Annotated in this window: 17 protein-coding genes; 5 read left to right on the top strand and 12 right to left on the bottom strand. The window is 69.4% G+C overall.

The annotated features are described in order from the left end of the window. Positions 1-465: 465 nt before the first annotated feature. The 3 genes from ACGH52_RS28300 to thyX form a co-directional block, all read right to left on the bottom strand. Complete coding sequence (locus tag ACGH52_RS28300; RefSeq protein ID WP_076976603.1) at positions 466-2,151, bottom strand: ribonuclease J; 1,686 nt, start codon at positions 2,149-2,151, stop codon at positions 466-468. 154 nt (positions 2,152-2,305) lie between these two features. After that, positions 2,306-3,205, bottom strand: a complete 900-nt coding sequence (gene dapA, locus ACGH52_RS28295) for a 4-hydroxy-tetrahydrodipicolinate synthase (RefSeq protein WP_076976602.1) — start codon at positions 3,203-3,205, stop codon at positions 2,306-2,308. Positions 3,206-3,422: 217 nt separating this feature from the next. Next, positions 3,423-4,163 (bottom strand): FAD-dependent thymidylate synthase, encoded by a 741-nt coding sequence (thyX, locus tag ACGH52_RS28290; protein WP_076976601.1) that lies wholly within the window; start codon positions 4,161-4,163, stop codon positions 3,423-3,425. Positions 4,164-4,354: 191 nt separating this feature from the next. On the opposite strand from thyX, the gene ACGH52_RS28285 reads away from it, so the two are divergent. Continuing rightward, positions 4,355-4,594 (top strand): hypothetical protein, encoded by a 240-nt coding sequence (locus ACGH52_RS28285; RefSeq protein ID WP_076976600.1) that lies wholly within the window; start codon positions 4,355-4,357, stop codon positions 4,592-4,594. A gap of 116 nt (positions 4,595-4,710) precedes the next feature. Further along, positions 4,711-5,262, top strand: a complete 552-nt coding sequence (locus ACGH52_RS28280; RefSeq protein ID WP_121701544.1) for a hypothetical protein — start codon at positions 4,711-4,713, stop codon at positions 5,260-5,262. A gap of 76 nt (positions 5,263-5,338) precedes the next feature. On the opposite strand, the gene ACGH52_RS28275 is transcribed toward ACGH52_RS28280, so the two are convergent. The 5 genes from ACGH52_RS28275 to rpsO all read right to left on the bottom strand — a co-directional run bounded on the left by ACGH52_RS28275 (position 5,339) and on the right by rpsO (position 10,756). Beyond that, positions 5,339-5,794 (bottom strand): hypothetical protein, encoded by a 456-nt coding sequence (locus ACGH52_RS28275; RefSeq protein WP_210974495.1) that lies wholly within the window; start codon positions 5,792-5,794, stop codon positions 5,339-5,341. 13 nt (positions 5,795-5,807) lie between these two features. Beyond that, positions 5,808-6,560 carry a 4-hydroxy-tetrahydrodipicolinate reductase gene (dapB, locus tag ACGH52_RS28270; RefSeq protein WP_076976597.1) on the bottom strand — a complete coding sequence of 251 codons (753 nt, stop codon included), beginning with the start codon at positions 6,558-6,560 and terminating at the stop codon, positions 5,808-5,810. 36 nt (positions 6,561-6,596) lie between these two features. Next, a complete protein-coding gene (locus ACGH52_RS28265) occupies positions 6,597-7,976 on the bottom strand; it encodes a pitrilysin family protein (RefSeq protein ID WP_121701546.1) in 1,380 nt (459 codons plus the stop codon). After that, on the bottom strand, positions 7,973-10,189 hold the full coding sequence (locus tag ACGH52_RS28260) for a polyribonucleotide nucleotidyltransferase (RefSeq protein WP_076976595.1): 2,217 nt from the start codon (positions 10,187-10,189) through the stop codon (positions 7,973-7,975). The genes ACGH52_RS28265 and ACGH52_RS28260 overlap by 4 nt, the downstream gene beginning before the upstream one ends. Before the next feature lie 279 nt (positions 10,190-10,468). After that, positions 10,469-10,756, bottom strand: a complete 288-nt coding sequence (rpsO, locus tag ACGH52_RS28255) for a 30S ribosomal protein S15 (protein WP_003973291.1) — start codon at positions 10,754-10,756, stop codon at positions 10,469-10,471. A gap of 284 nt (positions 10,757-11,040) precedes the next feature. Here rpsO and ACGH52_RS28250 point away from each other — a divergent pair, with 284 nt between their 5' ends. Continuing rightward, on the top strand, positions 11,041-11,337 hold the full coding sequence (locus tag ACGH52_RS28250; RefSeq protein ID WP_076976594.1) for a DUF397 domain-containing protein: 297 nt from the start codon (positions 11,041-11,043) through the stop codon (positions 11,335-11,337). 80 nt (positions 11,338-11,417) lie between these two features. Here the strand turns inward: ACGH52_RS28250 and eccD are convergent, their stop codons facing one another. Next, complete coding sequence (gene eccD / locus ACGH52_RS28245; RefSeq protein WP_399946901.1) at positions 11,418-12,935, bottom strand: type VII secretion integral membrane protein EccD; 1,518 nt, start codon at positions 12,933-12,935, stop codon at positions 11,418-11,420. 321 nt (positions 12,936-13,256) lie between these two features. Between eccD and eccCa the strand changes: the two genes are divergently transcribed. Then, complete coding sequence (gene eccCa, locus ACGH52_RS28240; protein ID WP_399943370.1) at positions 13,257-17,231, top strand: type VII secretion protein EccCa; 3,975 nt, start codon at positions 13,257-13,259, stop codon at positions 17,229-17,231. Further along, positions 17,225-18,244: a hypothetical protein gene (locus tag ACGH52_RS28235; RefSeq protein ID WP_076976592.1), complete on the top strand. Its 1,020-nt coding sequence runs from the start codon at positions 17,225-17,227 to the stop codon at positions 18,242-18,244. The genes eccCa and ACGH52_RS28235 overlap by 7 nt, the downstream gene beginning before the upstream one ends. Before the next feature lie 80 nt (positions 18,245-18,324). Here ACGH52_RS28235 and ACGH52_RS28230 read toward each other — a convergent pair whose 3' ends face one another. From ACGH52_RS28230 to ACGH52_RS28220, 3 genes are all read right to left on the bottom strand, one after another. Further along, complete coding sequence (locus ACGH52_RS28230; protein WP_076976591.1) at positions 18,325-18,624, bottom strand: WXG100 family type VII secretion target; 300 nt, start codon at positions 18,622-18,624, stop codon at positions 18,325-18,327. A 61-nt stretch (positions 18,625-18,685) separates the two neighbouring features. After that, positions 18,686-19,033 (bottom strand): WXG100 family type VII secretion target, encoded by a 348-nt coding sequence (locus ACGH52_RS28225; RefSeq protein WP_076976590.1) that lies wholly within the window; start codon positions 19,031-19,033, stop codon positions 18,686-18,688. Between the two features lie 56 nt (positions 19,034-19,089). After that, positions 19,090-20,349, bottom strand: coding sequence for a S8 family serine peptidase (locus ACGH52_RS28220; protein ID WP_399946898.1), 1,260 nt, complete (start codon positions 20,347-20,349; stop codon positions 19,090-19,092). Positions 20,350-20,388: the final 39 nt, after the last annotated feature.

Below are 20,388 nucleotides of genomic sequence, written 5' to 3'. Positions count from 1 at the left end.
GAGCGGAACAGTCGGAGGAATAATCCGACCGTTCACAGCGTCCTCGCTGTTGTGTTACTTCAAAGGAACCTCGTCCTCCCGTATGGGAGAGACGGGGTATCAACATATCTGGCGTTGACTTTTGGCACGCTGTTGAGTTCTCAAGGAACGGACGCTTCCTTTGTACTCACCCTCTCGGGCTTTCCTCCGGGCGCTTCCCTTCGGTTTTGCGTTTCCGACTCTATCAGATCTTTCCGATCCGATTTCCTCGGTGCTTTCCAGGTTCCCGCTTTCGCGTTTCCCTTTCCGGCGGTTCCGACTTTATCAGAGATTCTGAGTCGGGATTTCCACCCTCCGGGCGGCTCCGGACCACGAAGTGATCGGGTGCCCGTCCGAGCGGAGATGTAAACGTACTGGAGCGGGGCGCCCCGATGCAAATCGGGGCGCCCCGCTCCTGGTTGGCGCTGTCGGTGGTCCGACGGACCGTCAGACCTCCACGACGACCGGCAGGATCATCGGCCGACGCCGGTAGGTGTCCGAGACCCACTTGCCGAGGGTCCTGCGGATCAGCTGCTGCATCTGGTGCGGCTCGACGACACCGTCCTGGGCCGAGCGCTCCAGCGTTTCGGTGATCTTGGGGAGTACCGCGGCGAAGGCCGAGTCCTCGATGCCCGAGCCGCGGGCCTGGACGTGCGGCCCACCGGTGATCTTGCCGGTGGAGGAGTCCATCACCACGAAGACCGAGATGATGCCCTCGTCGCCGAGGATCTTGCGGTCCTTGAGGGCCGGCTCTCCTACGTCCCCGACCGAAAGCCCGTCGACGTACACGTATCCCGCCTGGACCTTGCCGGTGATCTTCGCCTTGCCCTCGACGAGGTCGACGACCACGCCGTCCTCGGCGATGACGATGCGATCGTGCGGCACTCCGGTCAGGGCGCCGAGTTCGGCGTTGGCGCGCAGGTGGCGCCATTCGCCATGGACGGGCATCAGGTTCTTCGGGCGGCAGATGTTGTAGAAGTACAGCAGCTCGCCGGCCGAGGCGTGGCCCGAGACGTGGACCTTGGCGTTGCCCTTGTGGACGACGTTGGCGCCCCAGCGGGTCAGGCCGTTGATCACCCGGTACACCGCGTTCTCGTTGCCCGGGATGAGGGACGAGGCCAGGATCACCGTGTCGCCGTTGACGATGCGGATCTGGTGGTCGCGGTTGGCCATGCGGGACAGGGCGGCCATCGGTTCGCCCTGGGAGCCCGTGCAGACCAGGACCACCTCGCTGTCGGGCAGGTCGTCGAGCGTCTTGACGTCGACCACCAGGCCCGGCGGGACCTTGAGGTAGCCGAGGTCTCTCGCGATGCCCATGTTGCGGACCATGGAGCGGCCGACGAAGGCGACCCGGCGGCCGTACTCGTGGGCCGCGTCCAGGATCTGCTGGATGCGGTGGACGTGGCTGGCGAAGCTGGCCACGATGATCCGCTTGCGGGCGCTGGCGAAGACCTGGCGCAGGACGTTGGAGATGTCCCGCTCCGGCGGGACGAAGCCCGGGACCTCGGCGTTCGTCGAGTCGGACAGGAGGAGGTCGATGCCCTCCTCGCTGAGGCGCGCGAAGGCGTGCAGGTCCGTGAGCCGGCCGTCCAGCGGGAGCTGGTCCATCTTGAAGTCGCCGGTGTGGACGACCATGCCCGCGGGCGTGCGGATGGCGACGGCCAGCGCGTCCGGGATGGAGTGGTTGACCGCGACGAACTCGCAGTCGAAGGGGCCGACGCGTTCGCGGTGTCCCTCCGCCACCTCGAGGGTGTACGGACGGATGCGGTGCTCCTGGAGCTTGGCCTCGATGAGCGCGAGGGTCAGCTTGGAGCCGATCAGCGGGATGTCCGGCTTCTCGCGGAGGAGGAAGGGGACGCCGCCGATGTGGTCCTCGTGGCCGTGGGTCAGGACGATGCCCTCGATGTCGTCGAGGCGGTCCCGGATGGACGAGAAGTCCGGCAGGATCAGGTCGATGCCGGGCTGCTCCTCCTCGGGGAAGAGCACGCCGCAGTCGACGATCAGCAGACGGCCGCCGTATTCGAAGACCGTCATGTTGCGGCCGATTTCGCCGAGGCCGCCGAGGGGCGTGACCCGGAGGCCGCCCTTGGGGAGCGCCGGGGGACGGCCCAGTTCAGGATGCGGATGACTCAAAAGACTCTCCTCAACCACACGCGCCACGTACCGGTGGGCACGTGGCGCGCGTGACGTTCGTGCAGAAGCAGTTGTCGTATGGGGTGCGGGCACCGGTGGCCCGCCTATTCAGTTGTGAAGTCCGTCCGGTCGTGCGGTGGTGCGAAGTCTGATGTCAGAGCTGTACCCCGCCGGCGGCAAGATCGATCTTGAGCTGCTCGGTTTCCTCGGGCGTGAGGCCGACCATGGGGGCGCGCAGCGGCCCGGCGGGCAGCCCCTGGAGGGCGAGCGCGGCCTTGGTGGTCATGACGCCCTGGGTGCGGAACATGCCGGTGAAGACGGGGAGCAGCTTCTGGTGGATCTCCAGTGCCTTCTGTACGTCACCGGCGACGTGCGCGTCCACCATGGCGCGCAGTTCGGGGGTGACGACGTGGCCGACGACGGAGACGAAACCGACCGCGCCCACCGAGAGCAGCGGCAGGTTCAGCATGTCGTCGCCGGAGTACCAGGCGAGGCCGGAGCGCGCGATGGCCCAGCTGGCGCGGCCGAGGTCGCCCTTGGCGTCCTTGTTGGCGACGATCCGCGGGTGCTCCGCGAGGCGGACCAGCGTCTCGGTGTTGATCGGGACGCCGCTGCGGCCGGGGATGTCGTAGAGCATGACCGGGAGCCCCGCGGCGTCGGCGATCGCCGTGAAGTGCAGGTACAGGCCCTCCTGCGGGGGCTTGTTGTAGTACGGCGTGACGAGCAGCAGGCCGTGGGCGCCGACGCGCTCGGCGGTGCGGGCCAGCTCGATGCTGTGCTGGGTGTTGTTGGTGCCGACTCCGGCGACGACGTGTGCCCGGTCGCCGACGGCCTCCAGGACGGCTCGTACGAGGTCCGCTTTCTCCGCGTCGCTGGTGGTGGGGGACTCGCCGGTGGTGCCATTGATGATCAGGCCGTCGTTGCCTGCGTCCACCAGGTGGGTGGCGAGCCGCTGAGCGCCGTCGAGGTCGAGTGCGCCGTCCGCCGTGAAGGGCGTGACCATGGCGGTGAGGACCCGCCCGAAGGGGGTCTGCGGAGTGGAGGTCGGAGCCATGGGTTACACGCTACTCGTTGCTCAGGACGGGGTCTGCCCTCGGGGGAGGCAGCAGGTCGGAACGGAAGTGGAGCCCGGCACTGCCTGCTCGGGGGTTCAAGCAGTGCCGGGTCCCTTTGATCAGGCTAGATGAAGTTCTCCAAACGCCGCAATCCGGACACTTCGCATGGTTGATGCGTACATCTGTGCCCGGCCGGTCGGCCCGGGGCCGCTCGCGCTACGGCGCGACGCGGCCGTTGGCGTTGAAGGCGGCGTGGGTGAGCGGCATGAGGCGGGCCCACTCCTCTTCCATCCTCTCGCCGACCATCTCGATCTCCCGCTGCGGGAAGGAGGGCACCTTGGCCAGCTCGTGCTGGGTGCGCAGGCCAAGGAAGTGCATCAGCGAGCGGGCGTTGCAGGTGGCGTACATCGACGAGTACAGGCCGACGGGGAGCACCGCGCGGGCCACCTCGCGGGCGACGCCGGCGGCGAGCATCTTCTGGTACGTCGCATAGGCCTGGCGGTAGGAGTCCTCCATCGCGCTGCCGACCAGCTCGTGCTGCTCCGGGGTGCCCTCGACGAAGACGTACTTGCCGGGGCGGCCCTGCTGCACCAGCTTGCGGGAGGCGTCCGGCACGTAGAAGACCGGCTGCAGCTCCCGGTAGCGGCCCGACTCCTCGTTGTAGGACCAGCCGACGCGGTGCCGCATGAACTCGCGGAAGACGAAGATCGGGGCGCTGACGAAGAAGGTCATCGAGTTGTGCTCGAACGGGCTGCCGTGCCGGTCCCGCATGAGGTAGTTGATCAGGCCCTTGGAGCGCTCCGGGTCCTTCTTCAGCTCGTCCAGGGACTGCTCTCCGGCGGTCGAGACGCGGGCGGCGAACAGCACGTCGGAGTCGGTCGCGGCGCTCTTGACCAGCTCGACGGTGATGTCGCTGCGGAGTTCGGTCTTCGGATCGTCGGCGGGGATGTCGGTCACGGTGTGGAGGGCCTTCCCAGTCATTCTCGGCGCTTGGCGAGCCCACTCTACGACCCGCCCGGGGGTGCCGATTCGGGCGTTCGGTGCCGTGCCGCAATGAAGTCGGTGAAACAGGGCACCTGGAGGGCCGTTCGTTCGTCTGTATGAGTAACAGCACTTCATTCCAGTCCCTGAAGGGAGACGCAGCCCCTATGATCCGCCGGCGTGAACCCGTGCCGTTCGCCTTCGTCGCCGAGGCCGACAGGTTCCGCAGCAATGTCACACCCCCGCCCCGCGAGCGGGCGTCCTTCGGCCAGCTGGCCGGACGCTGGCTCCTCGGCGTCACCGTCGTCGCCGGTCTCGTGGGCTCCCTGGTGATCGGGATGCCCGCCCTGTCGGCCGACCAGCCCTCCCCGCACAAGCAGCCGTCGCAGGCGTCCGAGGGACGCTAGGCGCGTTGGGCAGGGGCGGCCCGACTCCGTCCGGACCCCCGAGGGTGGTGACCGGAGACACAGGTCGGTAGCCTCACCGGGCACAACACTTGCCTTGGAACGAGTGAGGACCAGCCGTGCCCCTGCCCTTCCTGACGGCCGACCGCGCCTTTGACACGGCCGACGACGTCGCGCTGCCGTACGACGACCGCGACCTGTGGCGCCGGCCCTACCGGCCGGGGCCGTGGCGGGTGGGAGCGGCGGCGCTGATGCTGCTGCTCGCCTCGTTCGTCCTGTTCGCGGCGGTCATCATCGCGGCGACGGGCGGGCCGTCCTCCGCCGCGGTGGTCTTCGGCCTCGCGGTCGTGGTCATCCTCTGCGCCCTGCGGATGCTGCGCATGGGCGCGTGGGTGAGCGCGCACGGGGTGCGCCAGGTGGGCTTCTTCACCACGCGCACGGTGGCCTGGCAGCAGGTCGCCAGCCTGCGCACGGTGCAGCAGCCGGTGCGCTGGCTGGGCCTGCCGCGCACGGTGCAGGGGCAGGCGCTGCTGCTCGTGCGGCAGGGCCGGTCGACGGAGCCCTCCCCGCTGCTGACCACGCACAACTGCGACTTCCTCGCCCGCGACGGCGCCTTCAACCGGGCGGCCGACGCGGTGGAGGCGTGGGCCGACGAGTACCGACGGGGCTGACGCACTCGAGAGTCGAGACGCCGGGGCCCGGACCGCACAGCTGCGGTCCGGGCCCCGGCGTTCGGTACGGGCCCGCTCAGGCGGCCTCGACGTGCTGGTCGTCGTGCAGGGCGATCGCCCGTTGCATCGCTTTGCGGGCGCGCGGGGTGTCGCGGGCGTCGTGGTAGGCGACGGCGAGGCGGAACCAGGTGCGCCAGTCGCCGGGGCTGTCCTCCGTCTCCGCCTTGCGCAGGGCGAAGACCGCGTCGGCCGACTCCCGGTCGACGCGGCCGCTGGGGGTGCGCTTCAGCTCGTCGACGGGCAGTCCGCCCTCGGCGTCGAGTTCGGCGGCGAGCTGGTTGGCCCGGCGGACGAACTGGGTGTTCTTCCAGAGGAACCACAGGCCGATCACCGGCAGGATCAGTACCGCGACGCCGAAGGTGACGGTGAGGAGCGTGCCGGTCTGGATGAGCAGCACGCCGCGGCTGCCGACCAGGGCGAAGTAGAAGACCAGGACGGCGGCCGTGACGAGGTAGGTGATCTTCGCGCGCATCAGGGTGAGGGTCTCAGTTCAGGTCCAGGAAGTGTTCCAGGCCGAAGGTGAGGCCCGGGGTGGTGACCACCCGGCGGGCGCCCAGCAGGATGCCCGGCATGAAGCTGCTGTGGTGCAGGGAGTCGTGCCGGACGGTGAGGGTCTCGCCCTCGCCGCCGAGCAGGACCTCCTGGTGGGCGAGCAGGCCGCGCAGCCGGATCGCGTGCACCGGGACACCGTCCACGTTCGCGCCGCGGGCGCCGTCCAGGGCGGTGGCAGTGGCGTCGGGCGCCGGTGCGGAGCCTGCCTTCTGCCGGGCCTGGGCGATCAGCTGAGCGGTACGGGTGGCGGTGCCGCTGGGGGCGTCCACCTTGTTCGGGTGGTGCAGCTCGACGACCTCGACGGACTCGAAGTACGGGGCCGCGATCTGCGCGAACTTCATGGTGAGCACGGCGCCGATGGAGAAGTTCGGCGCGATGAGCACGCCGGTCTCCGGGGAGGCGTCGAGCCACGCGTTCAGCTGCGCGAGACGCTCGTCGGTCCAGCCGGTGGTGCCGACGACGGCGTGGATGCCGTGGCGTACGCAGTAGTCGAGGTTGTCCATCACCGAGGCGGGGGTGGTCAGCTCGACGGCGACCTGGGCGCCGGACTCGGCCAGCGCCTCCAGGCCGTCGCCCCGGCCGAGGGCGGCGACCAGCTCCATGTCCTCGGCGGCCTCGACCGCCCGTACCGCCTCGGAGCCGATCCGGCCCTTGGCGCCGAGGACGGCCACGCGCAGCTTGCTCATGTTGTGTTCGCTTCCTTAACCGAGAGACCGGGAGTGTCAGGCGACGGCGTCGTGCAGCCGGGACGCCTGCTTGTCCTTGAGCGGGCCGATGACCGACAGGGACGGCCGGTGGCCCAGGACGTCGCGGGCGACGGCGCGGACGTCGTCCGGCGTGACCGAGGCTATCCGGGCCAGCATGTCGTCGACCGACATCTGCTCGCCCCAGCACAGCTCGCTCTTGCCGATACGGTTCATCAGCGCGCCCGTGTCCTCCAGGCCGAGGACCGTGGAGCCCTGGAGCTGGCCGATCGCGCGGCCGATCTCGTCGTCCGTGAGGCCGTGCTCGGCGACGTGGTCCAGCTCGTCGCGGCAGATCTTGAGCACGTCGTGGACCTGGGAGGGCCGGCAGCCCGCGTACACGCCGAAGAGACCGCAGTCGGCGAAGCCCGAGGTGTACGAGTACACGCTGTAGGCCAGGCCGCGCTTCTCCCGGACCTCCTGGAACAGGCGCGAGGACATGCCGCCGCCGAGGGCGGTGTTGAGGACGCCCATCGCCCACCGGCGCTCGTCGGTGCGGGCCAGGCCCGGCATGCCGAGGATGACGTGGGCCTGCTCGGTCTTGCGGCCGATCAGCTCGACGCGCCCGGCGGCACGGATGGTGCGCCGGCCGTCGCGCGGGGCGAGCGGCTGGGCCACCGGGTCCTTGAGGGCGCCGGCCTTCTCGAAGGCGGCGCGGACCTGGCGTACGACCTTGTTGTGGTCGACGTTGCCGGCCGCGGCGACCACCAGGTGGGTGGGGTCGTAGTGCTTCTTGTAGAAGCGGCGGATGCGGTCGGCGGTGAGGGCGTTGACCGTGTCGACGGTGCCGAGGACGGGGCGGCCCAGCGCGTTGTCGCCGAACATGGTGTGCGCGAACAGGTCGTGCACGCAGTCGCCCGGGTCGTCCTCGGTCATCGCGATCTCTTCGAGGATGGCGCCGCGCTCGACGTCGACGTCCTCCTCCTGGATCAGCGAGCCGGTCAGCATGTCGCAGACCACGTCGATGGCGAGCGGCAGGTCGGTGTCGAGCACGCGCGCGTAGTAGCACGTGTACTCCTTCGCCGTGAACGCGTTCATCTCGCCGCCGACCGCGTCGATGGCGGAGGAGATGTCCAGGGCGCTGCGCTTGCGGGTGCCCTTGAAGAGCAGGTGCTCCAGGTAGTGGGTGGCGCCGTTCAGCGCGGGGGTCTCGTCGCGGGAGCCGACGTGGGCCCAGATGCCGAAGGTCGCCGAGCGGACCGAGGGGAGGGTCTCGGTGACGATGCGCAGGCCGCCGGGGAGGGTCGTCCTGCGGACCGTGCCGATGCCGTGCTCGCCCTTGATGAGGGTTTGGGTACGGGCGACGGCCCGCGCCTCCGAGGAGGTGCGGGCCGTCGCCTTGGCGCTACGGGACGTCACTGGTCGGCGTCGTCCTTCTTCTCTTCGCCCTCTTCGCCCTCGACCACGGGGATCAGGGAGAGCTTGCCGCGGGAGTCGATCTCGGCGATCTCGACCTGGACCTTCTGGCCCACGCCGAGGACGTCCTCGACGTTCTCCACGCGCTTGCCGCCGGCGAGCTTGCGGATCTGCGAGATGTGCAGCAGACCGTCCTTGCCGGGCAGCAGGGAGACGAACGCGCCGAAGGTGGTCGTCTTGACGACCGTACCCAGGTAGCGCTCGCCGACCTCGGGCATGGTCGGGTTGGCGATGCCGTTGATCGTGGCGCGGGCGGCCTCGGCCTGCGAACCCTGGGCGGCACCGATGTAGATCGTGCCGTCGTCCTCGATCGTGATGTCGGCGCCCGTGTCCTCCTGGATCTGGTTGATCATCTTGCCCTTGGGGCCGATGACCTCACCGATCTTGTCGACCGGGATCTTCACGGTGATGATCCGCGGTGCGTTCGGGGACATCTCGTCCGGCGTGTCGATCGCTTCCATCATCACGTCGAGGATGTGGAGGCGGGCGTCACGGGCCTGCTTGAGGGCGGCGGCCAGGACGGAGGCGGGGATGCCGTCCAGCTTGGTGTCGAGCTGGAGGGCGGTCACGAACTCCTTGGTGCCGGCGACCTTGAAGTCCATGTCGCCGAAGGCGTCCTCCGCACCGAGGATGTCGGTGAGGGCGACGTAGTGCGTCTCGCCGTTGATCTCCTGGGAGATCAGGCCCATGGCGATACCGGCGACGGGGGCCTTGAGCGGCACACCGGCGTTCAGCAGCGACATGGTGGAGGCGCAGACCGAGCCCATGGACGTCGAGCCGTTGGAGCCGAGGGCCTCGGACACCTGGCGGATCGCGTAGGGGAACTCCTCGCGCGTCGGCAGCACCGGCACGATGGCGCGCTCGGCGAGGGCGCCGTGGCCGATCTCGCGGCGCTTCGGGGAGCCGACGCGGCCGGTCTCGCCGACGGAGTACGGCGGGAAGTTGTAGTTGTGCATGTAGCGCTTGCGGGTCACCGGGGAGAGGGTGTCCAGCTGCTGCTCCATGCGGAGCATGTTCAGGGTGGTGACGCCCAGGATCTGGGTCTCGCCACGCTCGAACAGCGCCGAGCCGTGCACGCGCGGGATGGCCTCGACCTCGGCGGCCAGGGTGCGGATGTCGGTGACACCGCGGCCGTCGATGCGCTTCTTCTCCTTGATGACGCGCTCACGGACCAGGGACTTGGTCAGCGAGCGGTACGCGGCGGAGATCTCCTTCTCGCGGCCCTCGAACTGCGGCAGGAGCTTCTCGGCGGCGAGCCCCTTGACGCGGTCCAGCTCGGCCTCGCGCTCCTGCTTGCCGGCGATGGTGAGCGCCTGCGTCAGCTCGGGCTTGACGGCGGCGGTCAGCGCCTCGAGGACGTCGTCCTGGTAGTCCAGGAAGATCGGGAACTCGCCGGTCGGCTTGGCGGCCTTGGCGGCGAGGTCGGCCTGGGCGCGGCAGAGCACCTTGATGAAGGGCTTCGCGGCGTCCAGACCGGCGGCGACGACCTCCTCGGTGGGGGCCTCGGCGCCGCCCTCGACCAGCTTGATGGTCTTCTCGGTGGCCTCGGCCTCGACCATCATGATCGCGACGTCGCCGTCCTCCAGGACGCGGCCCGCGACGACCATGTCGAAGACGGCGTCCTCGAGCTCGGTGTGCGTCGGGAAGGCGACCCACTGGCCGCGGATCAGCGCGACGCGGACGCCGCCGATCGGGCCGGAGAAGGGCAGGCCGGCCAGCTGCGTCGACGCGGAGGCGGCGTTGATCGCCACGACGTCGTACAGGTGGTCGGGGTTGAGCGCCATGATCGTGGCGACGACCTGGATCTCGTTGCGCAGGCCCTTCTTGAAGGACGGGCGCAGCGGGCGGTCGATCAGGCGGCAGGTGAGGACGGCGTCCTCGGAGGGCCGGCCCTCACGACGGAAGAAGCTGCCGGGGATCTTGCCGGCGGCGTACATCCGCTCCTCGACGTCCACCGTGAGCGGGAAGAAGTCGAGCTGGTCCTTCGGGTTCTTCGAGGCGCTGGTGGCCGACAGCACCATGGTGTCGTCGTCCAGGTACGCCACGGCGGAACCGGCGGCCTGACGGGCCAGGCGGCCCGTCTCGAAGCGGATGGTGCGGGTGCCGAAAGTGCCGTTGTCGATCACGGCTTCGGCGTAGTGGGTCTCGTTCTCCACTAGTGATTTCTCCGATGCTTGTCGTCTTTTGTCCGCCCCGCCCGTGTGGCGGAGGGGACGGTGCCGGAGAAGCGTTCCGTGCAATGCGGGCCGGTCTTCGATCGAAGCACCCGGGGATCTGCCCCCGGGGGCCACTACCGAGGACCGGCGGCGGCGAGGCCCGCTTCTCCTCGTACGTCTTGTTCTTCTGTTACCACACTACAAAGGGGCGGCGACAGCGCGCACGTACAGCAAAGGGAGCGGCCCCCTTACGATGGGAACCGCTCCCTTCACGGCGTGCTATCGGGCGCCCGCCGCACCGCGGCGGATGCCGAGGCGCTCGACCAGCGCACGGAAGCGCTGGATGTCCTTCTTGGCGAGGTACTGCAGCAGCCGGCGGCGCTGACCGACCAGGATGAGCAGACCACGACGGGAGTGGTGGTCGTGCTTGTGGGTCTTGAGGTGCTCGGTCAGGTCGGAGATCCGACGGGACAGCAGAGCGACCTGGACCTCGGGGGAGCCGGTGTCGCCCTCCTTGGTACCGAACTCGGTGATGATCTGCTTCTTCACTGCGGCGTCGAGCGACACGCGTACTCCTCTTGGTCTGTGACTTGCCACCGAGTGCCCCCGGTCTACGTCTCGGGGGATCTTCCGTGACTCGGAAGGCGGGGATCCGCTGGGCGCGACCTCCAGGGCTCGCGGCTCCGGGGGCGCGTACACAAACGGCCGTCACACAGCTTACCAGCCCGTAGGGACGCCCCCGCCCGTCCCCCGTACCGGTGCCTCCATGGGTGAACCGCTGACCTGGCGGAACGGGGGCAAGTATGGTGACCGCACAGTTCGTTGGCACAGCAGGAAGGACCCAAGCCGCGATGGCCGAGGCCGAGGACAAGGAACTCCGAGCACGCAAGGACCGGGAGCGGGACGAGCTCTACGCCCTCGACATCTCCGGCGTCGAATGGCACAGCGCGCCGGGCACCGAGTCCCATGAGGAACGGGTCGAGATCGCCTACCTGCCGGAGGGCGCCGTCGCCATGCGGTCCTCGCTCGACCACGACACCGTGCTGCGGTACACGGAGGCGGAGTGGCGGGCGTTCGTGCTGGGTGCGCGGGACGGGGAATTCGACCTGGAGCCGACCGCGGAGCGGTCCGGGGGGGACGTCGAGTAGGAGGGGCGGGCGTACGGCACACCCTTCCCCGCCGCGAACGGAAGGGTCCGCCGTTCCTCGTGCGCTGCGCGAGGCGTCCCTCAGTCGCCGGTCATCGACCGCGCCGCGGCGTAGACGTCGAACACGGCTAGGGCCAGGGGGATCAGCGTCAGGAGCACGAACACTTCGGCGATCTCCATGAAGCGTCCCCAGAAGGGCGTCACGCCGCGCCGAGGAGTGACCAGGCCGATCGCGGTGACCAGCGCCACAGCCGCGGCGACCGCCGCCGCCAGCCAGACGCTGCGCAGGTCCAGGGCGGCGGTGTCACCCTGGAGCGCGTCCCGCACGTACTCCACCGGCGGGTTCAAGGCCAGCCCCAGACCGAGGAAGACCAGGCAGGCCAGGCCGGCGGCCAGCATGGCGGCGACCTGGGTGGTGTAGCGGAACAGCTGTGCGCGCATCACCATCGCGACGCCGGTGGCGAGTGTCAGGAGCTGCGCCCACATGTTGCCCGTGAAGCCGAGGACGATCGACGCTCCCACGGAGACCAGCGCGCAGCCGCCGACCAGGCCCGCGAGGAGCTCGTGGCCCCGACGGGCCTGGGCCGCGATGCGCTCGACGTCCACGGGTTCCGGCGCGCCGGTCTCGTCCGCCGAGTAGGAGCCGCGCGGCTGGTTGGGCGGTTCGAAGCCGATGGGCAGCCGCGCGAAGCGCAGCGACAGGCCCGGCAGGAAGGCGAGGGCGCACACCGACAGGACCGCACAGACCGCGGCCGTCTCCATCGGCTCCAGGTGCGTCGGCATCGCCACGAACGTTCCGAGCAGGCCGACCATGGAGGAGAAGACGAACGCCACGAAGGCGCTGTCGCCGCTCGGTGACACCAGGGTGAGTACGACCGAGGCGACCAGGACCGCCGCGCACGCCAGGAGGAACTGGAGTCGTCCGATGCCCTGCCCCTCGGCGAGCGGGACCAGCCCCGAGCCCGCCACGGCGACGTTCGCGAGGGCGCCCAGTCCCAGGGCCAGGGCGGAACCCCGGTCCTTGTACACGCGCGCTCGCACGCACGCGAAGGTGACGAGCAGGACGCCGGCGACCGCGGCGAGGATGCCCTGCACGCTGTGCATGTCGTGTCGGACCTGCGAACTCCACGCCACGAACGCCAGCAGAACGGGGAACGTCCCCGCTCCGACCAGGCAGGCCACGCGGGTGAGCGCGCCGTCCCACAGCGTGCGGTCGTGGACGACGGCGGAGGCGACGGCCTCCGAGACGTCGTCGACAACCGCAGGGGGCAGGGAGTCGGCGAACGGCCGCAGGGTGAGCAGCTCACCGTCCAGGATGCGCTGCGCCGCGAAGGACCGGGCACTTTCGAGGACGGTCCCGTCACGGCGTACGAGGTGATAGCCGACCGGCGCGCCCTCTGCCGGGCTCTGCCGGGAGAACCGCAGGATCTCCGGGTAGAGGTCGGCGACGGGTACGTCGTCGGGCAGGGCCACGTCGATGCGGCTGTCCGGCGCCACGATCGTGACCCGACAGAATCCGAGCCCTGCACCGGATGCGGCCGGACCTGCGGCACGCGTGCCCGTTCCGCCTGGCGCGCCGGTCGGCGCGGAGGCCGTCATGCTCACCCGTTGTTCCCCCTCGTAGGTGAATCGGCGGATACGGCACCGGCACGCCCTGCCGGTCGGTGGCGTTCCCTGCCCGGTTGTCCCGTGTCACCCCTCACCACTGCGCGGCGCACGCGGGGTGCGCGTATCGAGCATTGTGCTGTCCGCGGGGTTGCGCAGGGTCCCAGGCGGTTCGCATCTGCTCACGCGTCTCACCGGCACCCTACCGCCCACTGCTGCCTGTGCGTGTCAGTAGGATCGCCCTTCGCGATCGACGTCCGCCGGGATACGGGCGGTGGACGGAACAGGTCGGGCCGGTAAGGGAATTGGTGCGAAGTGAGCCACATCGTCGTCAAGCGCCCACCTCGGGCGCTGCCGAAGAACGTGCCCACGGAGGAGGTCCACCTGCAGTCGCCCCCGGAGCTGCCACGCGGGCAGCAGGAGGGCGCGTGGATGCAACTCCTGCCCATGCTCGGCATGGGCGGGTCCGTGGTGTTCTTCTTCAACCCCTCCGCCCAGCCCATCATGAAGATCATGGGCATGGTGATGATCGCGTCCACGATCGCCATGGGCATCGCGATGCTGGTGCGCTACCGCCGCGGCAACCAGGGGCAGATGGCCGACACCCGCAGGGACTACCTCCGCTACCTCTCGCAGACCAGGCGCGCCGCTCAGGAGACGGCGAAGGCCCAGCGTGACGCCCAGTACTACCTGCATCCTTCGCCGGACCAACTGTGGGCGCTGGTCGCCGAGGGCAGCCGGCTGTGGGAACGGCGTACGGGCGACGAGGACTTCGCGCAGGTTCGCGTGGGTCTGGGCCCGCAGGCTCTGGCCACTCCCCTGATGGCCCCCCAGACCGCTCCGGTGGACGAGCTGGAACCGCTGACGGCAGGTGCCATGCACCGCTTCCTCGCCACGCACAGCACCCTTGAGGAACTGCCGATGGCGGTCTCCCTGCGGGCGTTCTACCACGTGACGATCAGCGGCGAACCGACCACCGTGCGCGGGGCCGCCCGGGCCGTCACCGCCTCGCTCGCCGCACTGCACTCCCCCGAGGACCTGGTGATCGCCGTCGCCACCGGGCGGGAGTCGGCGGCCGAATGGGAGTGGACGAAGTGGCTCCCACACGCGCAGGCGGACCACGCCACGGACGGCGCGGGTTCCCGGCGGCTGGTGACGGCCGACCCGACGGCCCTCGAAGAGCTGCTCGGCGCCCGTCTCGAGGGCCGCCCGAGGTTCCACCCGGCCGGCCGGCCGGTGCCCGACCAGCCGCACCTGGTCATCGTGCTCGACGGAGTCTCACTGCCGCCGACGTCACTTCTGGCGAGTCCGGAGGGCCTGCAGGGGGTGACCGTCATCGAGGTGGTCCCGGGCTCCCTCACCACCGGACGCGGGGACCTCTCACTCGTCGTGCAGCCGAAGGAGCTGCGCCTCGAAGCGGCGCACGGTGCCCTCTACGAGGGCACTCCCGACGTCCTCTCCCAGGAGAGCGCGGAAGCGTTGGCGAGGCAGCTGGCGCCCTTGCGGGTGGGAACGGGCGGGGACGACGACGAGCCGCTCCTGGCCAATCTGGAGTTCACCGATCTCCTCAACCTCGGTGACGCCGCTTCCGTAGATCCGCGCCGGACCTGGCGGCCCCGCTCCCCGTCCGAACGGCTCAGGGTGCCCATCGGCGTCGGGGAGGACGGCCGGCCCGTGATGCTCGACCTCAAGGAGGCGGCGCAGGAGGGCATGGGGCCCCACGGCCTGTGTGTGGGCGCGACCGGTTCCGGCAAGTCGGAGCTGCTGCGCACCCTGGTCCTCGGCCTGGCGGTGACGCACTCGTCCGAGACCCTCAACTTCGTACTCGCCGACTTCAAGGGCGGCGCGACGTTCGCCGGTATGGCTCAACTGCCGCATGTCGCGGCCGTGATCACCAACCTCGCCGACGACCTGACCCTGGTCGACCGGATGGGCGACTCGATCCGCGGCGAGCTCAACCGGCGTCAGGAGATGCTCCGCGACGCGGGCAACTACGCCAACATCCACGACTACGAGAAGGCCCGCGCGGCCGGCGCCGCGCTGCAGCCGATTCCCTCCCTCGTCCTCGTGATCGACGAGTTCAGTGAGCTGCTCACGGCCAAGCCCGACTTCATCGAGATGTTCGTCCAGATCGGTCGCATCGGCCGGTCGCTGGGCGTCCATCTGCTGCTCGCCTCGCAGCGGTTGGAGGAGGGCCGCCTGCGCGGGCTGGAGACCTACCTGTCCTACCGCATCGGTCTGCGCACCTTCTCCGCGGCCGAGTCCCGGTCCGCGCTCGGCGTCCCGGACGCCTACGAACTGCCGAACGTCCCCGGCTCCGGCTTCCTGAAGTTCGGTACGGACGAGATGGTGCGCTTCAAGGCCGCCTACGTCTCGGGCGTGTACCGCACGAGTGCGCAGCAGGCGGCGGCTCCCGGCGGCCCGCGACCGGTTGACCGGCGGCCCGTGCTGTTCACCGCCGCCGAGGTCCCGGTCCGGTACCTGCCGGTGCCGCCGCAGCGCGAGGAGACTCCCGACGAGACGGGCGACGCCCTCGCCGACACCGTGCTCGACGTCGTGGTCCGGCGCCTGGAGGCGCAGGGCCCGGCAGCCCACCAGGTGTGGCTGCCGCCGCTGGACAGTCCGCCGTCGCTCGACGCACTGCTGCCCGGCCTCGCCCAGGTGGCGGGGCGCGGCCTGACCCAGCCCGGCTACGAGGGCGCGGGGCGACTCGTCGTGCCCGTCGGTATCGTCGACAAGCCGTACGAGCAGCGCCGGGACCCGCTCTGGGTGAACTTCGGCGGCGCCGCCGGCCATATGCAGATCCTGGGCGGACCTCAGTCCGGCAAGTCGACGCTGCTGCGCTCGATCGTCGCGTCCTTCGCGCTCACGCACACTCCGCACGAAGTGCAGTTCTACGGCCTGGACTTCGGTGGCGGCGGTCTGTCCGCGGTGGCCGGCCTGCCCCATGTCGGCGGCGTGGCCTCACGCCTCGACCCCGAGAAGGTACGGCGTACGGCGGCCGAGGTCTACGGCGTGATGACCCGCCGCGAGGAGTACTTCCGAAGCGCCGGTATCTCCTCGATCGCGGAGTTCCGCGCGCGCCGCGCGCGAGGTGACATCTCGGTGACCGACCAGCCGTGGGGCGACGTCTTCCTCGTCATCGACGGCTGGGGGAACTTCCGCGCGGACTACGAGGCGCTGGAGTCGGTCGTGCTGGACATCGCGGCACGCGGCCTCGGCTACGGCATCCACGTGATCCTCACCGCGTCACGCTCCATGGAGGTCCGCAGCAACCTCAAGGACCACCTGATGAACCGCCTCGAGCTGCGGCTCGGGGACACCATGGACTCGGAGTTCGACCGCAAGGTGGCGGCGAACGTACCGACGGGTGTGCCCGGGCGCGGCCAGACGCCACAGAAGCAGCACTTCATGGCGGCGGTCCCGCGCATCGACGGGCTGTCCTCGGACACCGACCTCGCCGAGGCCACACAGGCGCTCGGGACCGAGGTCGCCCGCCACTGGCAGCAGCCGGGTGCGCCCGCGGTGCGGTTGCTGCCGCGCGAGTTCCCGGCACACCAGCTTCCCCCGGGGGACCGGTTTCCCCGTCGGGGGGTGTCCTTCGCGCTCGACGAGGACAACCTGGAACCGGTGTTCGTGGACTTCGAGCAGGACCCGTTCTTCGTCGTCTTCGGCGAGAGCGAGTCCGGCAAGTCGAACCTGCTGCGGCTCCTCATCCGACGGCTCTGCGAACGCTACGACGGCGACTCCTGCAAGCTGTTCGTCATCGACAACCGCCGCTCGCTGCTGGGGGTCACCCCGCCGTCGCACCTGGCCGAGTACGTTCCCATGTCGAACCAGATGCAGCACCACATGGACGCGCTGGCCGAGCTGATGCAGCGCCGGACGCCGACCGCCGACGTCACGCCGGAGCAATTGCGCGACCGCAGTTGGTGGCAGGGGCCGACGGTGTACATCGTCATCGACGACTTCGACCTGGTCGCCACGTCGAGCGGCAACCCGCTGGGGCACCTCACCGAGCTTCTGCCCTTCGCCCGGGACGTCGGCGTGCGCTTCATCATCGCCCGTTCGACCGCGGGCGCGGGCCGTGCCGGCTACGAGGCCTTCATGCAGCGCCTCAAGGAGCTCGGCGCCCAGGGCGTCGTCCTCAGCGGCGACCCGGCCGAGGGCGACCTGCTGGGCGGGGTGCGTCCGCGTCCGATGCCTCCGGGGCGGGGCGTGTTCGTGTCGCGGCGACGGGGCCGGCCGGTGGTTCAGGTGGGGTTGGTGGAGGACGGGGGCGGATGGTGAAGGTCGTCCGCAGGCTCTCGCTCTACTGCGTCCTCCCCCTGGTGCTCGTCCTCACTGCCGCCTACACCTGGTACCGGGTGAGCGACACGGGCAATGGATGGCGGTACAAGGACAAGCTCGCGACCTACTGCGGCGGGCTGATCCCGTACGACGAAGCGACGGCCTTCACTGGCCTCAATACCGACAGCCTCTCCCGGGACCGGGTGGAGGGGTACGGCGCGGATCGCTTCCGCTCGTGCCGGATCGCAAACCTCACGGTGAGCATCGGCCTGGTGCTTGCCGACGCGGTCCGTTCGGACAGCGTCCCCAACATGCTCAGCGCGCTGAACCGAGAGAGGTCGGACCACCTGCCCGTGGGGCTGGGCGGTGGCTGGCGTGGCTACACGGACGGGCGGACCACGGCTGTCGTACTGCCCTGTACCAACAAGGACGCCTCCCTGGTGGTGAACATCGCGGGTGACTCGTCCCACGAGAACGGCGACGGGAGCCGCGCCGTGGGGGAACTGGCCACCGCCATCGCGCGCAAGGCCGCCGACCGGCGGTCGTGCGAGGCGTCCTTCGGCCGACGCCTACCGGAAATCTCGCTCTGGAACGGGCAGTACTCCCCGGCCGGTACCTCAGGCACCTGTGAGGGCCTCCAGATACCGGAGTCCCAGTGGGTCGACTGGGTCCAGGGAAGCGTGGCATCGGACAGCTCCCCGCTGGAACTCTGTCTGCTGGGTGAGAGCAAGGCGCGGGACGAGGTCCTCTACTCCATGGAGGCATCGTTCGGCCCCTACGCACAGCGTCTCCGGTCGGCCGACCACGACGAGCCCTGGCCGGAACCAGGCCTCACGCACGACAGCGCGACGGCGACGGCGTCCTGCCCCGGCAGCACCGTTCCAGCCGTCTTCCGCATCCACGCGACGGTCTATGCGGCACCGACTGAGCAGTTCCTCCGCTCGGCTCTGCACACCTTCGCCGAGCGGTCGGCGGCCCGGCACGGTTGTACGGGCCTTGAGCTGCCCGACTGACCCCGGCCCCGAAACGCGGCGAGGGTGGGCGTCTCCCGCGCACGCCCACCCTCGTCACTGCCGCGATGCTGCCGCTGTGTCTACTGCAGGTACCTGGACGCCGCCAGGTCACCCTCCATGTACGTACCGCCGGACGATCCCACGACATGGCCGATGCCCATGAGGGCCTGGTGGATGTCGGTGGTTTCCTTGCGCCAGAGTTCCAGCTTGAGCGCGTAGGCCTCCTGAGCCTTGCCCGCCCAGTACTGCTTGCTGCTTTCCACCATCTTGGTGAGCTGCTGAATGTCCTCGTCGAGCAGTTTCGCCTCGTTGGCGAGGTTGGTCGCCGCGAAGTCGAGCCCGTCGTATGTCACCTGCAGACCGTCGGCGTTACGGCTCATCTCTGCTTACCTCTTCTCGTTCGGAATGTGCTGCGGCTGTGGCTGACGTCTGCCGCTCGCCTCAGAACGAGCTGAGGGGCGACGACTGCACCGTGGGAGCACCGTCGTTGACGTTGATCTTGTTCACGGCGGCGAGGACTTCGTCTTCCTTGCTGTCCTTGATGTTGCGCGTCGCGGTCATCGCGTCCACGACGTCGGCGAGGATGCGGCCCATGTTCTGCAGCGACGTGTTGATCTCGTACTGCTTCTTGTCGAACGCGGCACGGCCGATGCCCTGCCACTGACCCTCAAGGCTGTCGATCACACCCTGCAGGTTGTGGACCCGCTTGCGGATGCTCTCGAACTTCTCGTACATGTCCTTCTGCAGCTTGACTACCGCTGCGTCTTCGAGCTTCTGGTCGACGGCCATGATCCGCCCCTGCCCTCCCTGTTGCTTCTCTCCATACGACACCGACGACGCCGGTGTCAGTTCGCGCGCCGAGCCCGCAGTACGGCGAAGGCGCCGCCACCGATCACGACCACGGCTGCGGCGGCGCCGAGTGCGATCCACAGCGTGCTGCCGCTGCCGCTCGACGCGTCGGCCGCCGCGGTCTTCGCATCGTCCGATCCTGCCGCTGCCTGCTTGTCCTTGGAAGATCCCGCGACACCCTCTGACGGGGCTGTTGCGCCCGAGGAAGGCTTCGCTGAGGCGGGCGCCGGCGGAATCTCCGTGACCAGCTTCTCCCCCTCCTGCGTGTTCTCCTTCCGCAGCGGGTCGGAGTACGGCTCACCGGCGTCGTAGTTCGGGTCCGCCAGCACCGACCGGGGGCGGATGGTCCCGTAGCCGGCGGTCGAGGTCGGCTCGTCCTTGGGCCACTTGCGACCGGCCGTGTCGATCAGGGCGCGGGTGACCTGGTTGGCCGTCCAGTCGGGGTGTGCGGACCAGATGAGGGCGGCTGCGGCGGAGGCGATGGCGGTGCTGAAACTGGTGCCGTTGAGGTTGTGGCAGTACTTCTCGAAGTTCCCGTTGCAATACGCGGGGAGGTTCTCGCCGGGCGCAACCAAGTCGACCTGGCCACCCGACTGGCCGAAGTCCGAGATGCGGCTGTTCTTATCGATCGACGACACACCAATAACGTATTCGTACGCCGCCGGATACTCGATGTAGCCACTGTCCTGGCCGCTGTTCCCGACGCTCGCGATCAGAATCTTTCCCTTGGATGCGGCATACCGCACCGCTGCGGCCTCTCCTGCTCCGTAGAACTCGTTTCCGATGGACATGCTGATAATGCGCGCGTCGCTGTCTGCGGCAGCCCTGATCGCCTCCGCCGAGGTAGGCGCCAGTTTCTTGTCCTTGGCGCTGGACGAGCCTCCCAGCACAGCCCTGTACGGCACGATTTTCGCATCAGGCGCCAGGCCTTGGAGTCTCCCGTCTGCCCCTGTACCAGCGATCAACTCTGCCATGGTCGTCCCATGGCCCACATCGTCGTCCGTGGCGCCGTATGCAACTTGCTTCGGCACTTCGTCGACCAGGACCTGGCCTCTGAGGGAAGGCGTGTCGGGGTTCACGCCAGTGTCGATCACAGCGACCTTGACACCCTCCCCCGTGCTGGTCTTCCACATCTTCTCGGCCTGCATCGGCCCCAGGTACCACTGCTCCGGCTGCACGTCGGCCGCGGTGGCACCAGGAGCAAAGCTCACGCCGACGGCAATCAGGGCGCTCGCGGCGGCGCCCCCTACCCGCACTCGCAGCCTTCGGCGTGTTGCTGACTTCATGATGGGGTG

This window comes from Streptomyces sp. BBFR25, from assembly GCF_044590125.1.
Taxonomy (GTDB): domain Bacteria; phylum Actinomycetota; class Actinomycetes; order Streptomycetales; family Streptomycetaceae; genus Streptomyces; species Streptomyces canus_D.
The sequence above is the reverse complement of the archived record's forward strand: the minus strand, read 5'-3'. Positions and strand labels throughout refer to the sequence as shown.

Bases quoted from the DNA above. Each gene is read 5' to 3' on its own strand.
- dapA (WP_076976602.1), bottom strand. From the start codon at position 3,205: ATGGCTCCGACCTCCACTCCGCAGACCCCCTTCGGGCGGGTCCTCACC.
- ACGH52_RS28285 (WP_076976600.1), top strand. From the start codon at position 4,355: ATGATCCGCCGGCGTGAACCCGTGCCGTTCGCCTTCGTCGCCGAGGCC.
- ACGH52_RS28275 (WP_210974495.1), bottom strand. From the start codon at position 5,794: ATGCGCGCGAAGATCACCTACCTCGTCACGGCCGCCGTCCTGGTCTTC.
- dapB (WP_076976597.1), bottom strand. From the start codon at position 6,560: ATGAGCAAGCTGCGCGTGGCCGTCCTCGGCGCCAAGGGCCGGATCGGC.
- ACGH52_RS28250 (WP_076976594.1), top strand. From the start codon at position 11,041: ATGGCCGAGGCCGAGGACAAGGAACTCCGAGCACGCAAGGACCGGGAG.
- eccD (WP_399946901.1), bottom strand. From the start codon at position 12,935: ATGACGGCCTCCGCGCCGACCGGCGCGCCAGGCGGAACGGGCACGCGT.
- ACGH52_RS28235 (WP_076976592.1), top strand. From the start codon at position 17,225: ATGGTGAAGGTCGTCCGCAGGCTCTCGCTCTACTGCGTCCTCCCCCTG.
- ACGH52_RS28230 (WP_076976591.1), bottom strand. From the start codon at position 18,624: ATGAGCCGTAACGCCGACGGTCTGCAGGTGACATACGACGGGCTCGAC.
- ACGH52_RS28225 (WP_076976590.1), bottom strand. From the start codon at position 19,033: ATGGCCGTCGACCAGAAGCTCGAAGACGCAGCGGTAGTCAAGCTGCAG.